This window comes from Bradyrhizobium sp. Pha-3 (assembly GCF_042258615.1).
Lineage (GTDB): Bacteria > Pseudomonadota > Alphaproteobacteria > Rhizobiales > Xanthobacteraceae > Bradyrhizobium.
Genome location: NZ_CP170152.1, coordinates 4,291,792 through 4,308,879 on the forward strand (window position 1 = coordinate 4,291,792; position 17,088 = coordinate 4,308,879).

The 17,088-nt window shown below is 63.4% G+C and carries 12 protein-coding genes; 11 read left to right on the top strand and 1 reads right to left on the bottom strand.

The genetic code is table 11. The features are described from left to right. Positions 1 to 58: 58 nt before the first annotated feature. The 3 genes from rpoC (at position 59) to ACE10Z_RS20275 (ending at position 8,776) form a co-directional block, all read left to right on the top strand. Complete coding sequence (rpoC, locus tag ACE10Z_RS20265) at positions 59 to 4,261, top strand: DNA-directed RNA polymerase subunit beta' (protein ID WP_176530640.1); 4,203 nt, start codon at positions 59 to 61, stop codon at positions 4,259 to 4,261. Between the two features lie 180 nt (positions 4,262 to 4,441). Then, positions 4,442 to 6,502 (top strand): FAD-dependent oxidoreductase, encoded by a 2,061-nt coding sequence (locus ACE10Z_RS20270; RefSeq protein WP_375789479.1) that lies wholly within the window; start codon positions 4,442 to 4,444, stop codon positions 6,500 to 6,502. Between the two features lie 219 nt (positions 6,503 to 6,721). Continuing rightward, the gene (locus tag ACE10Z_RS20275) at positions 6,722 to 8,776 is read left to right on the top strand and encodes an ABC transporter ATP-binding protein (RefSeq protein WP_375789480.1); all 2,055 of its coding nucleotides are present in this window, start codon (positions 6,722 to 6,724) and stop codon (positions 8,774 to 8,776) included. Between the two features lie 111 nt (positions 8,777 to 8,887). Here the strand turns inward: ACE10Z_RS20275 and ACE10Z_RS20280 are convergent, their stop codons facing one another. Continuing rightward, entirely contained in the window at positions 8,888 to 10,096 is a 1,209-nt protein-coding gene (locus ACE10Z_RS20280; RefSeq protein ID WP_375789481.1) for an FAD-dependent oxidoreductase, read from the bottom strand. A gap of 701 nt (positions 10,097 to 10,797) precedes the next feature. On the opposite strand from ACE10Z_RS20280, the gene rpsL reads away from it, so the two are divergent. From rpsL to ACE10Z_RS20320, 8 genes are all read left to right on the top strand, one after another. Next, the gene (gene rpsL, locus ACE10Z_RS20285; RefSeq protein ID WP_028168167.1) at positions 10,798 to 11,169 is read left to right on the top strand and encodes a 30S ribosomal protein S12; all 372 of its coding nucleotides are present in this window, start codon (positions 10,798 to 10,800) and stop codon (positions 11,167 to 11,169) included. Between the two features lie 15 nt (positions 11,170 to 11,184). Then, positions 11,185 to 11,655, top strand: coding sequence for a 30S ribosomal protein S7 (rpsG, locus tag ACE10Z_RS20290; protein ID WP_021081660.1), 471 nt, complete (start codon positions 11,185 to 11,187; stop codon positions 11,653 to 11,655). A 30-nt stretch (positions 11,656 to 11,685) separates the two neighbouring features. Next, the gene (gene fusA / locus ACE10Z_RS20295) at positions 11,686 to 13,758 is read left to right on the top strand and encodes an elongation factor G (RefSeq protein ID WP_375789482.1); all 2,073 of its coding nucleotides are present in this window, start codon (positions 11,686 to 11,688) and stop codon (positions 13,756 to 13,758) included. A 40-nt stretch (positions 13,759 to 13,798) separates the two neighbouring features. After that, a complete protein-coding gene (gene tuf, locus ACE10Z_RS20300) occupies positions 13,799 to 14,989 on the top strand; it encodes an elongation factor Tu (RefSeq protein WP_212309666.1) in 1,191 nt (396 codons plus the stop codon). A gap of 94 nt (positions 14,990 to 15,083) precedes the next feature. Continuing rightward, positions 15,084 to 15,392, top strand: coding sequence for a 30S ribosomal protein S10 (rpsJ, locus tag ACE10Z_RS20305; protein WP_002712302.1), 309 nt, complete (start codon positions 15,084 to 15,086; stop codon positions 15,390 to 15,392). A 54-nt stretch (positions 15,393 to 15,446) separates the two neighbouring features. Continuing rightward, on the top strand, positions 15,447 to 16,166 hold the full coding sequence (gene rplC / locus ACE10Z_RS20310; protein WP_029081772.1) for a 50S ribosomal protein L3: 720 nt from the start codon (positions 15,447 to 15,449) through the stop codon (positions 16,164 to 16,166). 1 nt (position 16,167) lies between these two features. Beyond that, on the top strand, positions 16,168 to 16,788 hold the full coding sequence (gene rplD, locus ACE10Z_RS20315) for a 50S ribosomal protein L4 (protein WP_375789483.1): 621 nt from the start codon (positions 16,168 to 16,170) through the stop codon (positions 16,786 to 16,788). Next, positions 16,785 to 17,084 carry a 50S ribosomal protein L23 gene (locus ACE10Z_RS20320; RefSeq protein WP_016843746.1) on the top strand — a complete coding sequence of 100 codons (300 nt, stop codon included), beginning with the start codon at positions 16,785 to 16,787 and terminating at the stop codon, positions 17,082 to 17,084. Before rplD ends, ACE10Z_RS20320 begins: the two co-directional genes overlap by 4 nt. Positions 17,085 to 17,088: the final 4 nt, after the last annotated feature.

Sequence of the window (17,088 nt, forward strand, 5' to 3'; positions counted from 1 at the left end):
CGTTGAATAAAACTTTCGAATTTGCTGCCGGTGACGATCGGCACGCGAGGAGAAGACCATGAATCAAGAGATTATGAATCTTTTCAATCCGACGACGCCGGCCCAGGTCTTCGACCAGATCCGGATTTCGATCGCGTCTCCGGAGAAGATTCTGTCCTGGTCCTACGGCGAGATCAAGAAGCCGGAGACCATCAACTACCGTACCTTCAAGCCGGAGCGTGACGGCCTGTTCTGCGCGCGCATCTTCGGGCCGATCAAGGACTACGAGTGCCTGTGCGGCAAGTACAAGCGGATGAAGTACAAGGGCATCATCTGCGAGAAGTGCTCGGTCGAGGTGACGCTGTCGCGCGTCCGGCGCGAGCGCATGGGCCATATCGAGCTGGCGGCGCCGGTCGCCCACATCTGGTTCCTGAAGTCGCTGCCGTCGCGCATCGGCCTTCTGCTCGACATGACGCTGAAGGATCTCGAGCGGATCCTGTACTTCGAATACTACGTCGTTCTCGAGCCCGGCCTGACCGCGCTGAAGGACCGTCAGCTGCTGTCGGAAGACGAGTATCTGAAGGCGCAGGACGAATACGGCCAGGATTCCTTCACCGCCATGATCGGCGCGGAAGCGATCCGCGAGTTGCTGAAGGGGCTCGAGCTCGAAAAGCTCGAGGCGACGCTGCGTGCCGACATGGCGGAGACCGACTCCGACATCAAGCACAAGAAGCTCGCCAAGCGTCTGAAGATCGTCGAGGCCTTCCGCGTCTCCGGCAACAAGCCGGAATGGATGATCATGACGGTCGTGCCGGTGATCCCGCCGGACCTGCGTCCGCTGGTGCCGCTCGACGGCGGCCGGTTCGCGACCTCGGACCTCAACGACCTGTATCGCCGCGTCATCAACCGCAACAACCGCTTGAAGCGGCTGATGGAGCTGCGTGCGCCCGACATCATCATCCGCAACGAAAAGCGCATGCTGCAGGAGGCCGTCGACGCGCTGTTCGACAACGGCCGCCGCGGCCGCGTCATCACCGGCGCCAACAAGCGTCCGTTGAAGTCGCTCGCCGACATGCTGAAGGGCAAGCAGGGCCGGTTCCGTCAGAACCTGCTCGGCAAGCGCGTCGACTATTCGGGCCGTTCGGTGATCGTGGTCGGTCCCGAGCTGCGCCTGCATCAGTGCGGCCTGCCGAAGAAGATGGCGCTCGAACTGTTCAAGCCGTTCATCTACTCGCGGCTCGACGCCAAGGGCCTGTCCACCACGGTGAAGCAGGCCAAGAAGCTGGTCGAGAAGGAGCGTCCGGAGGTCTGGGATATCCTCGATGAGGTGATCCGCGAGCATCCGGTGCTGCTCAACCGCGCGCCGACGCTGCATCGCCTGGGCATCCAGGCGTTCGAGCCGGTGCTGATCGAAGGCAAGGCGATCCAGCTGCATCCGCTGGTTTGCGCCGCCTTCAACGCCGACTTCGACGGCGACCAGATGGCCGTGCACGTCCCGCTGTCGCTGGAAGCGCAGCTGGAAGCGCGCGTCCTGATGATGTCGACCAACAACATCCTGCATCCCGCGAACGGCCAGCCGATCATCGTGCCGTCGCAGGACATCGTGCTCGGCCTCTACTACGTCTCGATCATGCGCGAAGGCCTGCCCGGCGAGGGCAAGATCTTCGGCGACATGGCCGAGCTCGAGCACGCGCTGCATTCGAAGGTCATCCACCTCCACACCAAGATCAAGTACCGGTGGGAAGGCCTCGACGAGGAAGGCAAGATGTCCAAGCGGTGGATCGAAACCACCGCGGGCCGCGTCATGCTCGGCAACCTGCTGCCGAAGAGCACCAAGATTTCGTACGACATCATCAACAAGCTGATGACCAAGCGCGAGATCTCCGGCGTGATCGACCAGGTCTACCGTCACTGCGGTCAGAAGGAGACGGTGATCTTCTGCGACCGCATCATGGCGCTCGGCTTCTACAACGCCTTCAAGGCGGGCATCTCGTTCGGCAAGGACGACATGGTCGTGCCGGCGTCGAAGTGGAAGATCGTGGACCAGACCCGTACGCTGGCGAAGGATTTCGAGCAGCAGTACAATGACGGCCTGATCACCCATGGCGAGAAGTACAACAAGGTCGTCGACGCCTGGTCGAAGGCTGGTGAAGAAGTCGCCAAGGCGATGATGAAGGAGATCTCGTCCACCAAGAAGACGGCGGCGGGCGCGGATGCCGACATCAACTCGATCTACATGATGGCGCACTCCGGTGCGCGTGGTTCGCCGGCCCAGATGCGCCAGCTCGCCGGCATGCGCGGCCTGATGGCCAAGCCGTCGGGCGAGATCATCGAGACGCCGATCATTTCCAACTTCAAGGAAGGTCTGTCGGTGCTCGAATACTTCAACTCGACCCACGGCGCCCGCAAGGGCCTCGCGGACACCGCGTTGAAGACCGCGAACTCCGGTTACCTGACCCGCCGTCTGGTCGACGTCGCGCAGGACTGCATCATCACGCAGACCGATTGCGGCACCAAGCTCGGCATCAAGATGCGCGCCATCGTCGATGCCGGCACGGTCGTTGCCTCGCTTGGCTCGCGCATCCTGGGCCGTACGGCCTGCGATGACGTGCGCGATCCCGCCACCAACGAGATTGTCGTCAAGCGCGACACGTTGATGGAGGAGACCCATGTCGACGCGATCCAGCAGGCCGGCATCCAGGAAGTGAAGATCCGCTCGGCGCTGACCTGCGAGCTGATCAACGGCATCTGCGCCAAGTGCTACGGCCGCGATCTGGCCCGTGGCACCCCGGTCAACCACGGTGAGGCCGTCGGCGTCATCGCGGCGCAGTCGATCGGTGAGCCCGGCACGCAGCTGACGATGCGCACGTTCCACATCGGCGGCGCCGCCCAGCTCAACGAGCAGTCGTTCGTCGAATCGAACTTCGACGGCAAGATCGTGATCCGGAACAAGGCCATCGCCCGCAACAGCGAAGGCAATCTGGTCGCGATGGTGCGCAACATGGTCGTTGCGATCGTCGATGCCGACGGTACCGAGCGTGCAACCCACCGTATTCAGTACGGTTCGAAGATGCACGTCGACGAAGGCGACATGGTCAAGCGCGGCCAGCGCATCGCGGAGTGGGATCCCTACACCCGCCCGGTGCTCACCGAAGTCGAGGGCACGATCGGTTTCGAGGATCTGGTCGAAGGCCAGTCGATCTCGGAAACGCTCGACGAGTCGACCGGTATCGCCAAGCGCGTGGTCATCGACTGGCGCACGACGCGCGGCGGTTCGGACCTGCGTCCGGCCATCGTGGTCAAGGGCAAGGACGGCAAGGTGATGAAGCTCGCGCGTGGCGGCGATGCCCGCTACATGCTGTCGGTCGACGCCATTCTGTCGGTCGACATCGGCGCGAAGGTGATGCCCGGCGACATCCTGGCGCGTATCTCGACCGAGAGCGCCAAGACGCGTGACATCACCGGCGGTTTGCCGCGGGTGGCGGAACTGTTCGAGGCTCGCAAGCCGAAGGATGCGGCGATCATCGCGGAGACCGCGGGAACGATCCGCTTCGGCCGCGACTACAAGAACAAGCGCCGCATCTCGATCGAGCCGATGGACAAGACCGAGGAGCCGCGCGAGTACCTGATCCCGAAGGGCAAGCACATCCACCTTCAGGACGGCGACATCGTCGAAAAGGGCGATTTCATCGTCGAAGGCAACCCGGCGCCGCACGACATCCTGGCGATCAAGGGCATCGAGGAACTCGCTGCCTATCTGGTCAACGAAATCCAGGAGGTCTACCGGTTGCAGGGCGTGCTCATCAACGACAAGCACATCGAGGTGATTGTCCGTCAGATGCTGCAGAAGGTCGAAGTCACCGACCAGGGCGACACCGACATGATCTCGGGCGAGCAGGTCGACAAGATCGAGTTCGACGCGCTCAACACCAAGGCCAAGGAGGAGGGCAAGAAGCCCGCCACGGGGACGCCGGTTCTGCTCGGCATCACCAAGGCGAGCTTGCAGACCCGCTCCTTCTTCTCGGCGGCGTCGTTCCAGGAGACCACGCGCGTGCTCACCGAAGCTGCCGTCAACGGCAAGGTGGACCCGCTCGAAGGCCTCAAGGAGAACGTCATTGTCGGCCGCCTGATCCCGGCCGGCACCGGCGCCTCGATGGCGCGGATTCGTGAAGTCGCGGTCAAGCGCGACAAGCTGATCCTCGACGAGCGCGAGAAGCAGCAGGCGGCGATCGTGCCGACGGCTCCGGAAGCGGAGCCGCTGGCGCTACCGCCCGCGGAATAGGCATCCGCAAGACTACGGGTGCGACGAGAAGGCCGGCGTTCTGCCGGCCTTTTTGCTGCTTTCTTGCCTTGCTGCGGTGCGGGGACGCAGTTTGTTCATCTTCCCTTCAGGCAAAAAAGTGCCTTTGCTAGGGTGACTTAGACCGGCTGTTTGGCTCGTGCCGGAGACGACGGAATCGATATGCTCGACTTGGCGATTGTAGGCGGCGGCCCCGGGGGGCTGATGAGCGCCTGGTACCTGAAGCGCAAACTCGGCGACCTCTGCCGCATCACCATCTTCGAGGCGTCGAACCGCCTCGGGGGCAAGATCGTCACGCGCAAATTCGACAGCGCGCCTGCGATGTACGAGGCCGGCGTCGCCGAGATCTACGATTACTCGATGACGGGACCCGACCCGCTGCGCGAGCTGATCCAGCATTTCGGCCTGCAGACGATCCCGATGGATGCCGAGCAGGTGCAGCTCGACGGCGAACTGCTGGCCGACGTTCCCGGCATGCGCCGCAAATACGGCGCCAAGACCGCGGCCGCGATCGAGGCGTTCCGCAAGCGCTGCAGCGAGCTGGTGTCGCCGATCGAGTATTACGAGGGCGTCGGCGCCCACGACAACGAGCATCCGTGGGCCTACAAGACCGCCGAGCAGATCCTCGACGAAGAGGTCGAGGACGTGACCGCCAAGCGGTTCTTCAAGGTGATGGCGCGCTCCGACCTCGCGACCGAGAGCCACAACACCAACGGCCTCAACGCGCTGAAGAACTACGTGATGGATGTCGACGGCTATATCGGCCTGTATTCGATCCAGAACGGCAACGAGCAGCTGATCGATTGCCTGCGCTCGGAAGTCAGCGCCGACATCCAGCTCAACCATCGCGTGCTCAAGGTCGGCAAGACCGCTGCCGGCCGCTACCAGCTCAACATGATGAACGGCAAGGGGCCGGAGACGCGCGACTTCGACCTCGTGCTGGTCTGCCTGCCGCACTCCTGGCTCGCGACCATGCGCTGGGACGGCGAACAGCTGCGCAAGTCGATGGTCAAGCACGTCGCCTATTTCGATCGTCCGGCGCACTATCTGCGCGTCTCGATCCTGTTCGACGAGCCGTTCTGGGGCGAGAAGATCCCGGGCGCCTGGTTCATGTCGGAAGCGTTCGGCGGCTGCTGCGTCTACAATGAGGGCGCACGCCACGACGTCGGCAAGCACGGCGTGCTGAACTGGCTGATCGCCGGCTCCGACGCGCTCGCCTTCGCCAATCTCAGCGACGAGGAACTGATCGACGCCGCGCTGAAGTCGCTGCCGGCCTCGCTCGGCGATGCGCGTGCGCATTTCCTCGAGGGCAAGACCCATCGCTGGCTGTCGTCGGTCAACGCGTTGCCGGGCGGCCTGCCGGTGCGCGACGTCATGACCAACCATCGTCCCGATCCGAAGGAGCACCCCGGCATCGTGGTGGTCGGCGACTATCTGTTCGATTCGACCCTGAACGGGCTGCTCGATTCCTCCGATGCCGCGACCGACATCATCGTCACCGAGATGATGCGGCTGCGCCGCGCCCGCGCGCAGGACGAAGGCGCGCTGTCCGACAAGATCGACCGCAACTATTTCGAGAACTATCGCGGCGCCGGTCCCTACAGCGAAGCCTGGCGGAACTTCACCGACCCGGCCTATCTGACCGACCTGATCAAGACGGTGTGGGGCAGGGCGAAGGGCTACAAGCTCCTGATCGCCGGCTCCGCCAGCGGCGAGCTGGTCGGCGCGCTGCGCGAACGCGGCATCGATGCCTGGGGCATCGAGAACAACCGCTACATCCACGGCAAGACGCCGAAGGCGCTCAAGAAGTACAACAAGCTCGGCTCGATCGCCGACATGCCGTTCAAGGACAATGAGTTCGACTTCGTGTTCGAGACCTCGCTGTGCCATCTCGGCGAGAAGCAGGTGGTGCGCGGGGTGCGCGAGCTCAACCGCGTGGTCAAGACCGGCGTCGTGTTCGCGTCGGTGACCTCGGACATGGCGCCGGCGGTGATCGATCGGTACGACCTGCTGCGCGGCGTGAAGAAGCTCGGCACCTGGTGGGAATGGTCGGAATTGTTCTTCGGCAACGGCTTCGACCTGTCGATGCACCGCCGCGACTGTACCGATGCGCTGTGGACGTTGACGCTTGCCGCCAACAAGGGGCCGGGGCACTGGTACGCCGACTCCGACAGCCTGCGCTATTCCTTCTTCGACAAGGTCGAGGCGGATCACGACGACTAGCGGCACCGGCGCGAGGTTTTTCTTGCGCAAGGCGAGCGGCCCCGCGCCAACCAACGTCAAATGGCGACCGTGCCGTGATCCCGAATCCACGGGGCCGCGCACCGCGCCGTTGCAAACGCTTTGCCGAATTCATTGTGATCGCATAGGATTGTACCAGCAGCATTCGCCGCTGCGGTTTCGATTTGCGGTCATGCCGGCCGTGGAGCATCGGTTGGTTTCATGGCGCCAAGACCTCCTGCATCAGACGATCCGAAACGATCGGCAGCCGACGATCCCGAGCTGAAGAAAAAGTCTGCGGCCGCGGCCGGTCCGCCTGCGGCAACCGCCCCCGCCAAGCCGGCCTCCGCCAAGCCGGCCGCTGCGCCGGCCGACGACGAAGATGATGAGGACGAGGACGACGAGTTCGAGCTCGACGACGATGATGACGAGGACCTCGTCGTCTTCACCGCCAAGGAAGCCGCCGGCGCGCTCTCGACGATCTTCGGCTTCGTCAAACCGATCCTGACCAACTACAAGAAGCCGCTCGCTTTCGTCGCCGTCGGCGTGCTGGTCGAGACGTTGTTCAACGTCATCATGCCGCTCAGCCTGAAATTCCTGATCGACGACGCGCTCGGCGAGGAGGATTTCCAGGCCCTTTACAAGATCCTTGGCGTGCTCGCGGTTGCCGGCATCGTCACCTCGATCATCGCGGTCTGGTACGAGCGCTGGGATGCGCGGCTTGGCGCGGGCATCATCGCCGACGTCCGGACCCGCATCTTCGACCACGTCCAGAACCTGCCGTCGGCCTATTTCGCGCGCACCAAGCGCGGCGAGATCCTGTCGCGCTTCTCGATCGATCTGTCGGCCTTCGAGGGCTCGATCAAGACCTTCGCCAACAGTGCGGCGCTGCCTGGCTTCGAGCTGATCGCCGGCATCATCCTGATGCTGTTCCTGAACTGGCAGCTGGCCGTGGTCGCCCTGCTGGTGTTTCCGATCACCCTGATCGGGCCGCGCATCCTGACGCCGAAGGCGGTGCAGGCCAATTACGAGCAGAAGCAGAACGAGGCGGCGCTGCTCGGAATGGTGCAGGAGAACGTCGCCGCCCAGGCGGTGGTGAAGGCGTTCAACCTGCAGCGCCGCGCGCTCGGCTGGTTCACGATGCGCAACCGCGACGTCCGGGCCAGGGCCGCGTCAGCGATGTTCCTGTCGACCATGGTGGAGCGCACCGTCACCATCTCGGTGCTGCTGCTCCACCTCGTGGTGCTGGCGATCGGCGCCTATCTCGCCACCAAGGGGCAGATCACGGTCGGCACCTTCGTGACCTTCGAGAGCGCATTCTGGGAGGTGTCGTACAACATCGCCCATCTCATGCATTTCATTCCGGTGTCGATCCAGTCGGCGGCGGCGGTGCGGCACATCCAGGAACTGCTCGACGAGCCGACCCGCGGCGCCGACCGTCCCGGTGCGCCGGATCTGCCGCGCATCACCAACGACATCTCGTTCGACCGCGTCACCTTCCAGTATGAGGGGGCGCAGACGCCGGTGCTCGACAATCTCAGCCTCAAGCTCAATGCCGGCAAGAGCATTGCGATCGTCGGTCCCAGCGGCTCCGGCAAGAGCACGTTGATCAACCTGATCCTGCGGCTCTACGTGCCTGACGAGGGCCGCGTCGCCATCGACGGCGTCGACATCCGCCGGGTGACGCGCGAGTCGCTGCGGGCCAACATGGCGGTCGTGTTCCAGGAGAACATGCTGTTCAACATGTCGATCCGGGAGAACATCCGGCTCGGCAAGGAAGGGGCCAGCGACGCCGAGGTCGAGGACGCCGCGAAGAAGGCCGAGATCCATCGCTACATCATGAGCCTGCCGCAGCGCTACGACACGCCGGTCGGCGAGCGCGGCGACACCCTGTCGGGCGGCCAGCGCCAGCGCATCGCGATCGCGCGCGCGATCATCCGCAACCCGTCGGTGCTGCTGCTCGACGAGGCGACCTCGGCGCTCGACCAGACCACGGAAGCGGCGATCAACCGTACGCTGCTCAAGGTCGCCGAGGGCCGCACCATGATCTGGTCGACCCACCGCCTGACCTCGGTGGTCGAGATGGACGAGATCATCGTGATCGCCGGCGGCAGGGCGATCGAACGCGGCTCGCACGAGGAGCTGCTGGCCAAGAACGGCGTCTACCGCAAGCTGTGGGACGACCAGGGGCATGTCCATCACGACGCGGACGATGATGAAGATGACGAGGATGAAGACGACGAGGATGAGGACGAAGACGATGAAGACGAGGCGTGAGTCCCGCGCCGCGTCGCGGGCGATGGCCGGGCGCTAGATTCTTTCTTGGCGCGTCTTCTTCACGCGACCCGGTATTCACTTCGCTCGAAAACGTTGCTGCTGATCACGCCTTCACGCCCTGTCGGCTGCGTGCGGACGTTGCCGGAAGCGATTGGCCGGCCGTGCCGCTGAGGCCGCCTGCGGGCGATGCAGCCGGCGCAGCGAGCCCCGGCCGAGATGGCCGAGGAAGCGCGCCCAGCGCTGGGCCTGCCAGTAGGGCCCGCTGCCGATCGACACCTCGCGGAAGTTGAATGCCTTGGCGTTCGACCAGGCGTCGCATTCCGTCTTGACCGGATCGTCGTAGAACGCCGCGATCTTTTCCTCGCCCATGCCGTCGGTCGCAAGCCAGGCCGGGATGTGGACATTGCAGAGCTGGGACACGTCGGTGAACACCTTGTCGGTGCCGGTGCCGGTGACGGGGCAGGTGCTGGCGAAGGCGTCGCCGACCAGCACGACGCCGGCCTGCCGATAGCCGGTGCTGACATAGATGTCGGCGGGCCTGATCTTGATGTCACCGGCGACGTCGAATTCGCCGGTGAGCCGGCGCAGCCGCGGCAGCGCGGCATTCAGCGTCTCGACCGGATTGCGCCGCATCGCGCGCAGCCACGGATCGTCGGCCTGGCGGTAGGTGAAGAGGTTGGCGCGCATCCGGTTTCCGATCGGAAACAGCGTGATGTAGGGGATGCGGTCGCTCGGCCGCTCCGAGAAATAGGTCATGGCCGCGAACGGGAAGGCGGGGCGGCCAACGGGGACGAAATCGAAGCCGATCGAGATCGAATGGCAGAAGCTGGTCACCAGCCGCTCGATGCCGAGCATCCGGCGCAGCCCCACATTCAGGCCATTGGCGAGCACCACGAGGCGCGCCGAGATCTCCTCGCCGCCCGAGAGCACCAGCCGCTGCCGCTCGGAGCTGGTCGCGACATTGACGACCTTGTCGCGGATGAATTCCGCCGGCCCGGCGATCTCGGCCCGAATCGCGGTGATCAGCGCGTCGTACATGATGCCGTATTGCCGGCTTGGCTGCCGGTCGAGCAGGTGGCCGAATCGCGCGATCCAGTTCTCGCCGTCCAGCGTCGCCGAGCGCAGCACGGATTCGGCAAGGCCGGTCTTGGCGAATCGCGCGAGCTGGAGGTCGCCGCCGATCTTTTCGACGCGGAAGTCGAACGGATAGACCTGATGGGGGTCGATCAGGACGGTCGGTATCCCGGTACGGCCGAGCATGGCGGCCGCGGTCGAGCCCGCAAGACCTCCGCCGATGATCGCAATGTCGGTGTACCGCATGACGTTTTCCGTGGCCGTAGACCGCAATTTTTGCGCTGCGAATGGCAAATAAAGGCTTAGTTTCGAATTTCGACTTCAGGTCCAAGTTGGGGAGAATTGTTTCTAATCATATTTTACCCGGACATAATGTGATTCCGCTGGCGGGCCCGAGATTCGGATTGGGGGCGAGCGGAGGCGTGCAGGCTGTCACATTTCGTCGCCCGACCAGCGCCGCGAAATGCGAAATATGCAAGCGCCAGAGGCGTTTCTTTGCTTGTCGTTTTGCTTGACTTCACTATCTCTCGCTTATACAACGCGCTCACTTAACGACAGGCGGTGAGCTACGCCAGCGTCGGAACGGAACACCCGAAGGCCCTTTTTCAGGCGCCGGACGGGCACCAACCTCGACGAATGCCGCTCAAACGCTGTCGATGATAGCTAGGCAATGCCAGGACGATTTTGGTTCTCTTGAGCACGTCCTCTTGAGAGTGAATTCGGATGCATGACCTCGGTGGCGGACCGAACAGCGAACGCTGAACGGTTCGGGATCGCGGTCCTCTGTGGCGTCGATGCGCTTTCCGCTCAGTGATGAGTGGTTGGCGCGATTTCGCTTTGCGCGGTTGTTTGTTCCGTGTCGAGCGGGCCGTACGGGACGGCTAGTCCTGAGAAGAAATTTGCGGAGCCATTCAAGGCTTTCGCGCGAACTAAAGGGTGAAGGCTGCATGCCGACGATCAACCAGCTGATCGCAAAACCACGTGAAGTGCAGAAGTCGCGCAAGAAGGTGCCGGCGCTGCAGCAGTCGCCGCAGAAGCGCGGCGTGTGCACGCGCGTCTACACCACGACCCCGAAGAAGCCGAACTCGGCGCTTCGTAAGGTCGCCAAGGTGCGCCTGACCAATGGCTTCGAGGTGATCGGCTACATCCCGGGTGAAGGCCATAACCTGCAGGAGCACTCGGTGGTCATGATCCGCGGCGGCCGCGTCAAGGACTTGCCCGGCGTGCGCTACCACATCCTCCGTGGCGTGCTGGATACCCAGGGCGTCAAGAACCGTAAGCAGCGTCGTTCGAAGTACGGCGCGAAGCGTCCGAAGTAAGCGGGAAACGATCAGATGTCGCGTCGCCATTCTGCTGAGAAGCGTGAAGTTCTTCCGGATCCGAAGTTCGGGAACATCATCATTACGAAGTTCATGAACTCGGTGATGTACGCCGGGAAGAAGTCGGTCGCCGAAAACATCGTCTACGGTGCGCTCGGCATGATCGAGGCCAAGACCAAGCAGCCCCCGCTCGGCGTGTTCGAGCAGGCGCTTGAGAACGTGATGCCGACCATCGAGGTTCGCTCCCGCCGCGTCGGCGGTGCGACCTACCAGGTGCCGGTGGAGGTCCGCTCGGTGCGCCGTCAGGCGCTCGGTATCCGCTGGCTGATCTCGGCCGCCCGTGAGCGCAACGAGAAGACCATGACCGAGCGTCTCTCGGCCGAGCTGCTCGACGCCTCGAACAATCGCGGCAACGCCGTCAAGAAGCGTGAAGACGTGCATCGGATGGCGGAAGCCAACCGTGCCTTCTCGCACTATCGCTGGTAACGGCGAAACACGGAATTTAAGGAACAGCCTATGCCTCGCGTTCATGCCATAGAGAACTACCGCAACTTCGGTATCATGGCGCATATCGATGCCGGCAAGACCACGACCACCGAGCGCATCCTCTATTACACCGGCAAGAGCCACAAGATCGGCGAAGTGCACGAAGGTGCCGCGACGATGGACTGGATGGAGCAGGAGCAGGAGCGTGGCATCACGATCACCTCGGCTGCGACCACCGCGTTCTGGAACGGCAAGCGCCTGAACATCATCGACACCCCCGGCCACGTCGACTTCACCATTGAAGTCGAGCGTTCGCTGCGCGTGCTCGACGGCGCCGTTTGCGTTCTCGACTCCAACCAGGGCGTCGAGCCGCAGACCGAGACCGTCTGGCGCCAGGGCGACAAGTACAAGGTTCCGCGCATCGTCTTCGCCAACAAGATGGACAAGACCGGCGCCGACTTCTTCAAGTGCCTGTCCGACATCGTCGACCGCCTCGGCGCCAAGCCGATCGCGATCCAGCTTCCGATCGGTGCCGAGAACAACTTCAAGGGTCTCGTCGACCTGGTTGTCATGAAGGGCATCGTCTGGAACGACGAATCGCTCGGCGCCAAGTTCGACTATGTCGACATCCCGGAAGACATGGTCGAGCAGGCCAAGGAATATCGCGAGAAGATGGTGGAAGCCGCCGTCGAACTCGATGACGATGCCCTGGCTGCCTTCCTCGATGGCAAGGAGCCGGACGAGGCGACCCTGAAGCGTCTGATCCGCAAGGCCGTGCTGACCGGTGCGTTCTATCCGGTGCTGTGTGGCTCGGCGTTCAAGAACAAGGGTGTGCAGCCGCTGCTCGACGCCGTCGTCGACTACCTGCCGTCGCCGATCGACGTGCCCGCGATCAAGGGCGTCGATGATGACGGCAACGAAGTCGTGCGCAAGGCGGACGACAAGGAGCCGCTGGCGCTGCTCGCGTTCAAGATCATGGACGATCCTTTCGTCGGCACCATCACGTTCTGCCGCATCTATTCCGGCGTCCTGCAGTCGGGCACCGGCGTGGTGAACTCGACCCGCGAGAAGAAAGAGCGTATCGGCCGCATGCTGCTGATGCATGCGAACAACCGCGAAGACATCAAGGAAGCCTATGCCGGCGACATCGTCGCGCTGGCTGGCCTGAAGGAAGCGCGCACCGGTGACACGCTGTGCGATCCCGACAAGCCGGTGATCCTCGAGAAGATGGAATTCCCGGAGCCGGTGATCGAGATCGCGATCGAGCCGAAGTCGAAGGCCGACCAGGAAAAGCTCGGCGTGGCGCTTGCCAAGCTCGCCGCGGAAGATCCGTCGTTCCGCGTGTCGACCGACCAGGAGTCCGGCCAGACCATTCTGAAGGGCATGGGCGAACTCCATCTCGACATCAAGGTCGACATTCTCAAGCGCACCTACAAGGTCGATGCCAACATCGGCGCGCCGCAGGTGGCGTTCCGCGAGCGTGTCACCAAGAAGGCCGAAGTCAAGTACACGCACAAGAAGCAGACCGGCGGTACCGGTCAGTTCGCCGAAGTGTCGATCGTCGTCGAGCCGAACGAGCCCGGCAAGGGCTACGAGTTCGAATCGAAGATCGTCGGCGGCGCGGTGCCGAAGGAATACATCCCCGGCGTCGAAAAGGGCCTCAACAGCGTGATGGGCTCCGGCGTCGTCGCCGGCTTCCCGGTGGTGGACGTCAAGGTGCAGCTGGTCGACGGCAAGTATCACGACGTCGACTCGTCGGCACTGGCGTTCGAAATTGCGTCGCGGGCCGCGTTCCGCGAGGCGCTGACGAAGGGCAAGTCCGTTCTGCTCGAGCCGATCATGAAGGTCGAGGTGGTGACCCCGGAAGACTACACCGGTTCGGTCATCGGCGACCTGAATTCCCGGCGCGGCCAGATCCAGGGCCAAGACATGCGCGGCAACGCCAACGTCATCAACGCGATGGTGCCGCTCATGAACATGTTCGGTTACGTGAACAACCTGCGCTCGATGAGCCAGGGGCGCGCGACCTTCACAATGCAGTTCGATCACTACGCCGAAGCTCCGGCGAACGTGTCGGCTGAAGTCCAGAAAAAGTTTGCTTGATTGTCGTTGGTTAGCAACTGACGACTGAACGGAGAGTCAAATGGCCAAAGCAAAATTCGAGCGTAACAAGCCCCACTGCAACATCGGCACCATCGGTCACGTCGACCATGGCAAGACCTCGCTGACCGCAGCGATCACCAAGGTGCTTGCAGAGACCGGCGGCGCGACGTTCACCGCCTACGACCAGATCGACAAGGCGCCGGAAGAGAAGGCGCGCGGCATCACGATCTCGACCGCTCACGTCGAGTACGAGACGAAGAACCGTCACTATGCCCACGTCGATTGTCCCGGCCACGCCGACTACGTCAAGAACATGATCACCGGTGCCGCCCAGATGGACGGCGCGATCCTGGTCGTGTCGGCTGCTGACGGCCCGATGCCGCAGACCCGCGAGCACATCCTGCTCGCCCGCCAGGTCGGCGTGCCCGCGCTCGTCGTGTTCCTCAACAAGTGCGACATGGTCGACGATCCGGAGCTGCTCGAGCTCGTCGAACTCGAGGTCCGCGAGCTGCTCTCGAAGTACGAATTCCCGGGCGACAAGATCCCGATCATCAAGGGCTCGGCGCTCGCCGCCCTCGAAGACAAGGACAAGACGCTCGGCCACGATGCCATCCTCGAGCTGATGCGCAATGTCGACGAGTACATCCCGCAGCCGGAGCGCCCGATCGACCAGCCGTTCCTGATGCCGGTTGAAGACGTGTTCTCGATCTCGGGCCGTGGCACCGTCGTCACCGGCCGTGTCGAGCGCGGCATCATCAAGGTCGGCGAGGAAATCGAGATCGTCGGTATCCGCGACACCCAGAAGACCATCGTCACCGGCGTCGAAATGTTCCGCAAGCTGCTCGATCAGGGCCAGGCCGGCGACAACATCGGTGCGCTGCTCCGCGGCACCAAGCGCGAGGAAGTCGAGCGTGGCCAGGTGCTGTGCAAGCCCGGTTCGGTCAAGCCGCACACCAAGTTCAAGGCTGAGGCGTACATCCTCACCAAGGAAGAGGGCGGTCGTCACACCCCGTTCTTCACCAACTACCGTCCGCAGTTCTACTTCCGCACCACCGACGTGACCGGCGTTGTGCACCTGCCCGAAGGCACCGAGATGGTGATGCCGGGCGACAACATCGCGATGGAAGTGCACCTGATCGTGCCGATCGCGATGGAAGAGAAGCTGCGCTTCGCGATCCGCGAAGGTGGCCGCACCGTCGGCGCCGGCGTCGTCGCCGCCATCATCGAGTAAGGGTGGATCAGTCAGTTTGCAGCGGGTGGGTTCGCCCACCCGCCGCTCACCACTCGTTATTCGCTAATTGAGCGACGAAGAAAGAGATACGGCAATGAACGGCCAAAACATTCGCATCCGTCTCAAGGCGTTCGACCATCGAATCCTCGATACGTCGACCCGTGAGATCGTGAACACGGCGAAGCGCACCGGTGCGCAGGTTCGCGGACCGATTCCGCTGCCGACCCGCATCGAGAAGTTCACCGTCAACCGTTCGCCGCACGTTGACAAGAAGAGCCGCGAGCAATTCGAGATGCGCACTCACAAGCGCCTCCTCGACATTGTCGACCCGACCCCGCAAACCGTCGATGCGCTGATGAAGCTCGACCTGGCCGCCGGTGTCGACGTCGAGATCAAGCTCTAAGGTTTTGGATTTTTACGTCCGCCGCTTGCGGACAGAAAGACAGGAAGCACGCCGATGCGCTCCGGAGTGATCGCACAGAAGGTCGGGATGACGCGGGTCTTTACGGAGACCGGCGAGCACATCCCTGTGACCGTGCTGAAGTTGGGCAACTGCCAGGTGCTGGGCCACCGCACGACCGAGAAGAACGGCTATGTCGCTCTTCAGCTCGGCTCGGGCGCCCGCAAGACGGTGTACATGCCGAAGGCCGAACGCGGCCAGTTCGCGGTCGCCAAGGTCGAGCCGAAGCGCAAGGTTGCTGAGTTCCGCGTGTCCGAGGACGCGCTGATCCCGGTCGGCGCGGAAATCCAGGCGGACCATTTCGTGGTCGGCCAGTTTGTCGACGTGACCGGCACCTCGATCGGTAAGGGTTTCGCCGGCGGCATGAAGCGCTGGAATTTCGGCGGTCTGCGCGCCACCCACGGCGTGTCGGTCTCGCACCGTTCGATCGGTTCGACCGGTGGCCGTCAGGACCCCGGCAAGACCTTCAAGAACAAGAAGATGCCCGGTCACATGGGCGTCGACCGCATCACCACGCTCAACCTGCGCGTGGTTTCGACCGACGTCGAGCGCGGCCTGATCCTCGTCGAAGGCGCCGTTCCCGGCTCCAAGGGCGGCTGGATCTCGGTGCGCGACGCGGTCAAGAAGCCGCTGCCGAAGGAAGCCCCGAAGCCCGGCAAGTTCAAGGTCGCCGGCGGTGAAGCAGCCGAGGCTGTGGCCGAGAAGGAGGGTGTGTGAGATGGAACTGAAAGTCACCACCCTTGAAGGCAAGGAAGCTGGTTCGGTCCAGCTGTCGGACGAGATCTTCGGTCTCGAGCCGCGCAAGGATATCATCCAGCGCTGCGTGCAGTGGCAGCTCAACAAGCGCCAGGCCGGCACCCACAAGGCGAAAGGTCGCGCCGAGATCTGGCGCACCGGCAAGAAGATGTACAAGCAGAAGGGCACCGGCGGCGCCCGTCACGGCTCGGCTCGCGTGCCGCAGTTCCGCGGCGGTGGCCGTGCCTTCGGTCCGGTGGTTCGCTCCCATGCGACCGACCTGCCGAAGAAGGTGCGCGCGCTCGCGCTGAAGCATGCGCTGTCGGCCAAGGCCAAGGACGGCGGGCTGATCGTGATCGACAATGCGCAGCTCGAGGCTGCCAAGACCAAGGCGCTGCTCGGTCACTTCTCGGGCCTCGGCCTGACCAACGCGCTGATCATCGACGGCGCCGAGCTGAACAACGGTTTCGCGACCGCGGCCCGCAACATCCCGAACATCGACGTGCTGCCGATCCAGGGCATCAACGTCTACGACATTCTCCGCCGCCACAAGCTGGTGCTGACCAAGGCTGCGGTTGATGCGCTGGAGGCGCGCTTCAAATGAAGAACATCGATCCGCGCCACTACGACGTCATCATCTCGCCGGTCGTGACGGAAAAGGCGACGCTCGCCTCCGAGCACAACAAGGTGCTGTTCAAGGTCGCCGGCAAGGCGACCAAGCCGCAGATCAAGGAAGCGGTCGAGAAGCTGTTCGACGTCAAGGTGAAGAGCGTCAACACCCTCGTCCGCAAGGGCAAGACCAAGGTGTTCCGCGGCAATCTCGGCTCGCAGTCGGACACCAAGCGCGCGATCGTGACCCTTGAAGAGGGCCACCGCATCGACGTGACTACCGGACTATAAGGCG

Coding starts and splice junctions, on each gene's coding strand:
- rplC (WP_029081772.1), top strand. CDS start 15,447: ATGCGCTCCGGAGTGATCGCACAGAAGGTCGGGATGACGCGGGTCTTT.
- fusA (WP_375789482.1), top strand. CDS start 11,686: ATGCCTCGCGTTCATGCCATAGAGAACTACCGCAACTTCGGTATCATG.
- ACE10Z_RS20270 (WP_375789479.1), top strand. CDS start 4,442: ATGCTCGACTTGGCGATTGTAGGCGGCGGCCCCGGGGGGCTGATGAGC.
- ACE10Z_RS20275 (WP_375789480.1), top strand. CDS start 6,722: ATGGCGCCAAGACCTCCTGCATCAGACGATCCGAAACGATCGGCAGCC.
- rplD (WP_375789483.1), top strand. CDS start 16,168: ATGGAACTGAAAGTCACCACCCTTGAAGGCAAGGAAGCTGGTTCGGTC.
- rpsJ (WP_002712302.1), top strand. CDS start 15,084: ATGAACGGCCAAAACATTCGCATCCGTCTCAAGGCGTTCGACCATCGA.
- rpsL (WP_028168167.1), top strand. CDS start 10,798: ATGCCGACGATCAACCAGCTGATCGCAAAACCACGTGAAGTGCAGAAG.
- tuf (WP_212309666.1), top strand. CDS start 13,799: ATGGCCAAAGCAAAATTCGAGCGTAACAAGCCCCACTGCAACATCGGC.
- ACE10Z_RS20280 (WP_375789481.1), bottom strand. CDS start 10,096: ATGCGGTACACCGACATTGCGATCATCGGCGGAGGTCTTGCGGGCTCG.
- ACE10Z_RS20320 (WP_016843746.1), top strand. CDS start 16,785: ATGAAGAACATCGATCCGCGCCACTACGACGTCATCATCTCGCCGGTC.
- rpoC (WP_176530640.1), top strand. CDS start 59: ATGAATCAAGAGATTATGAATCTTTTCAATCCGACGACGCCGGCCCAG.
- rpsG (WP_021081660.1), top strand. CDS start 11,185: ATGTCGCGTCGCCATTCTGCTGAGAAGCGTGAAGTTCTTCCGGATCCG.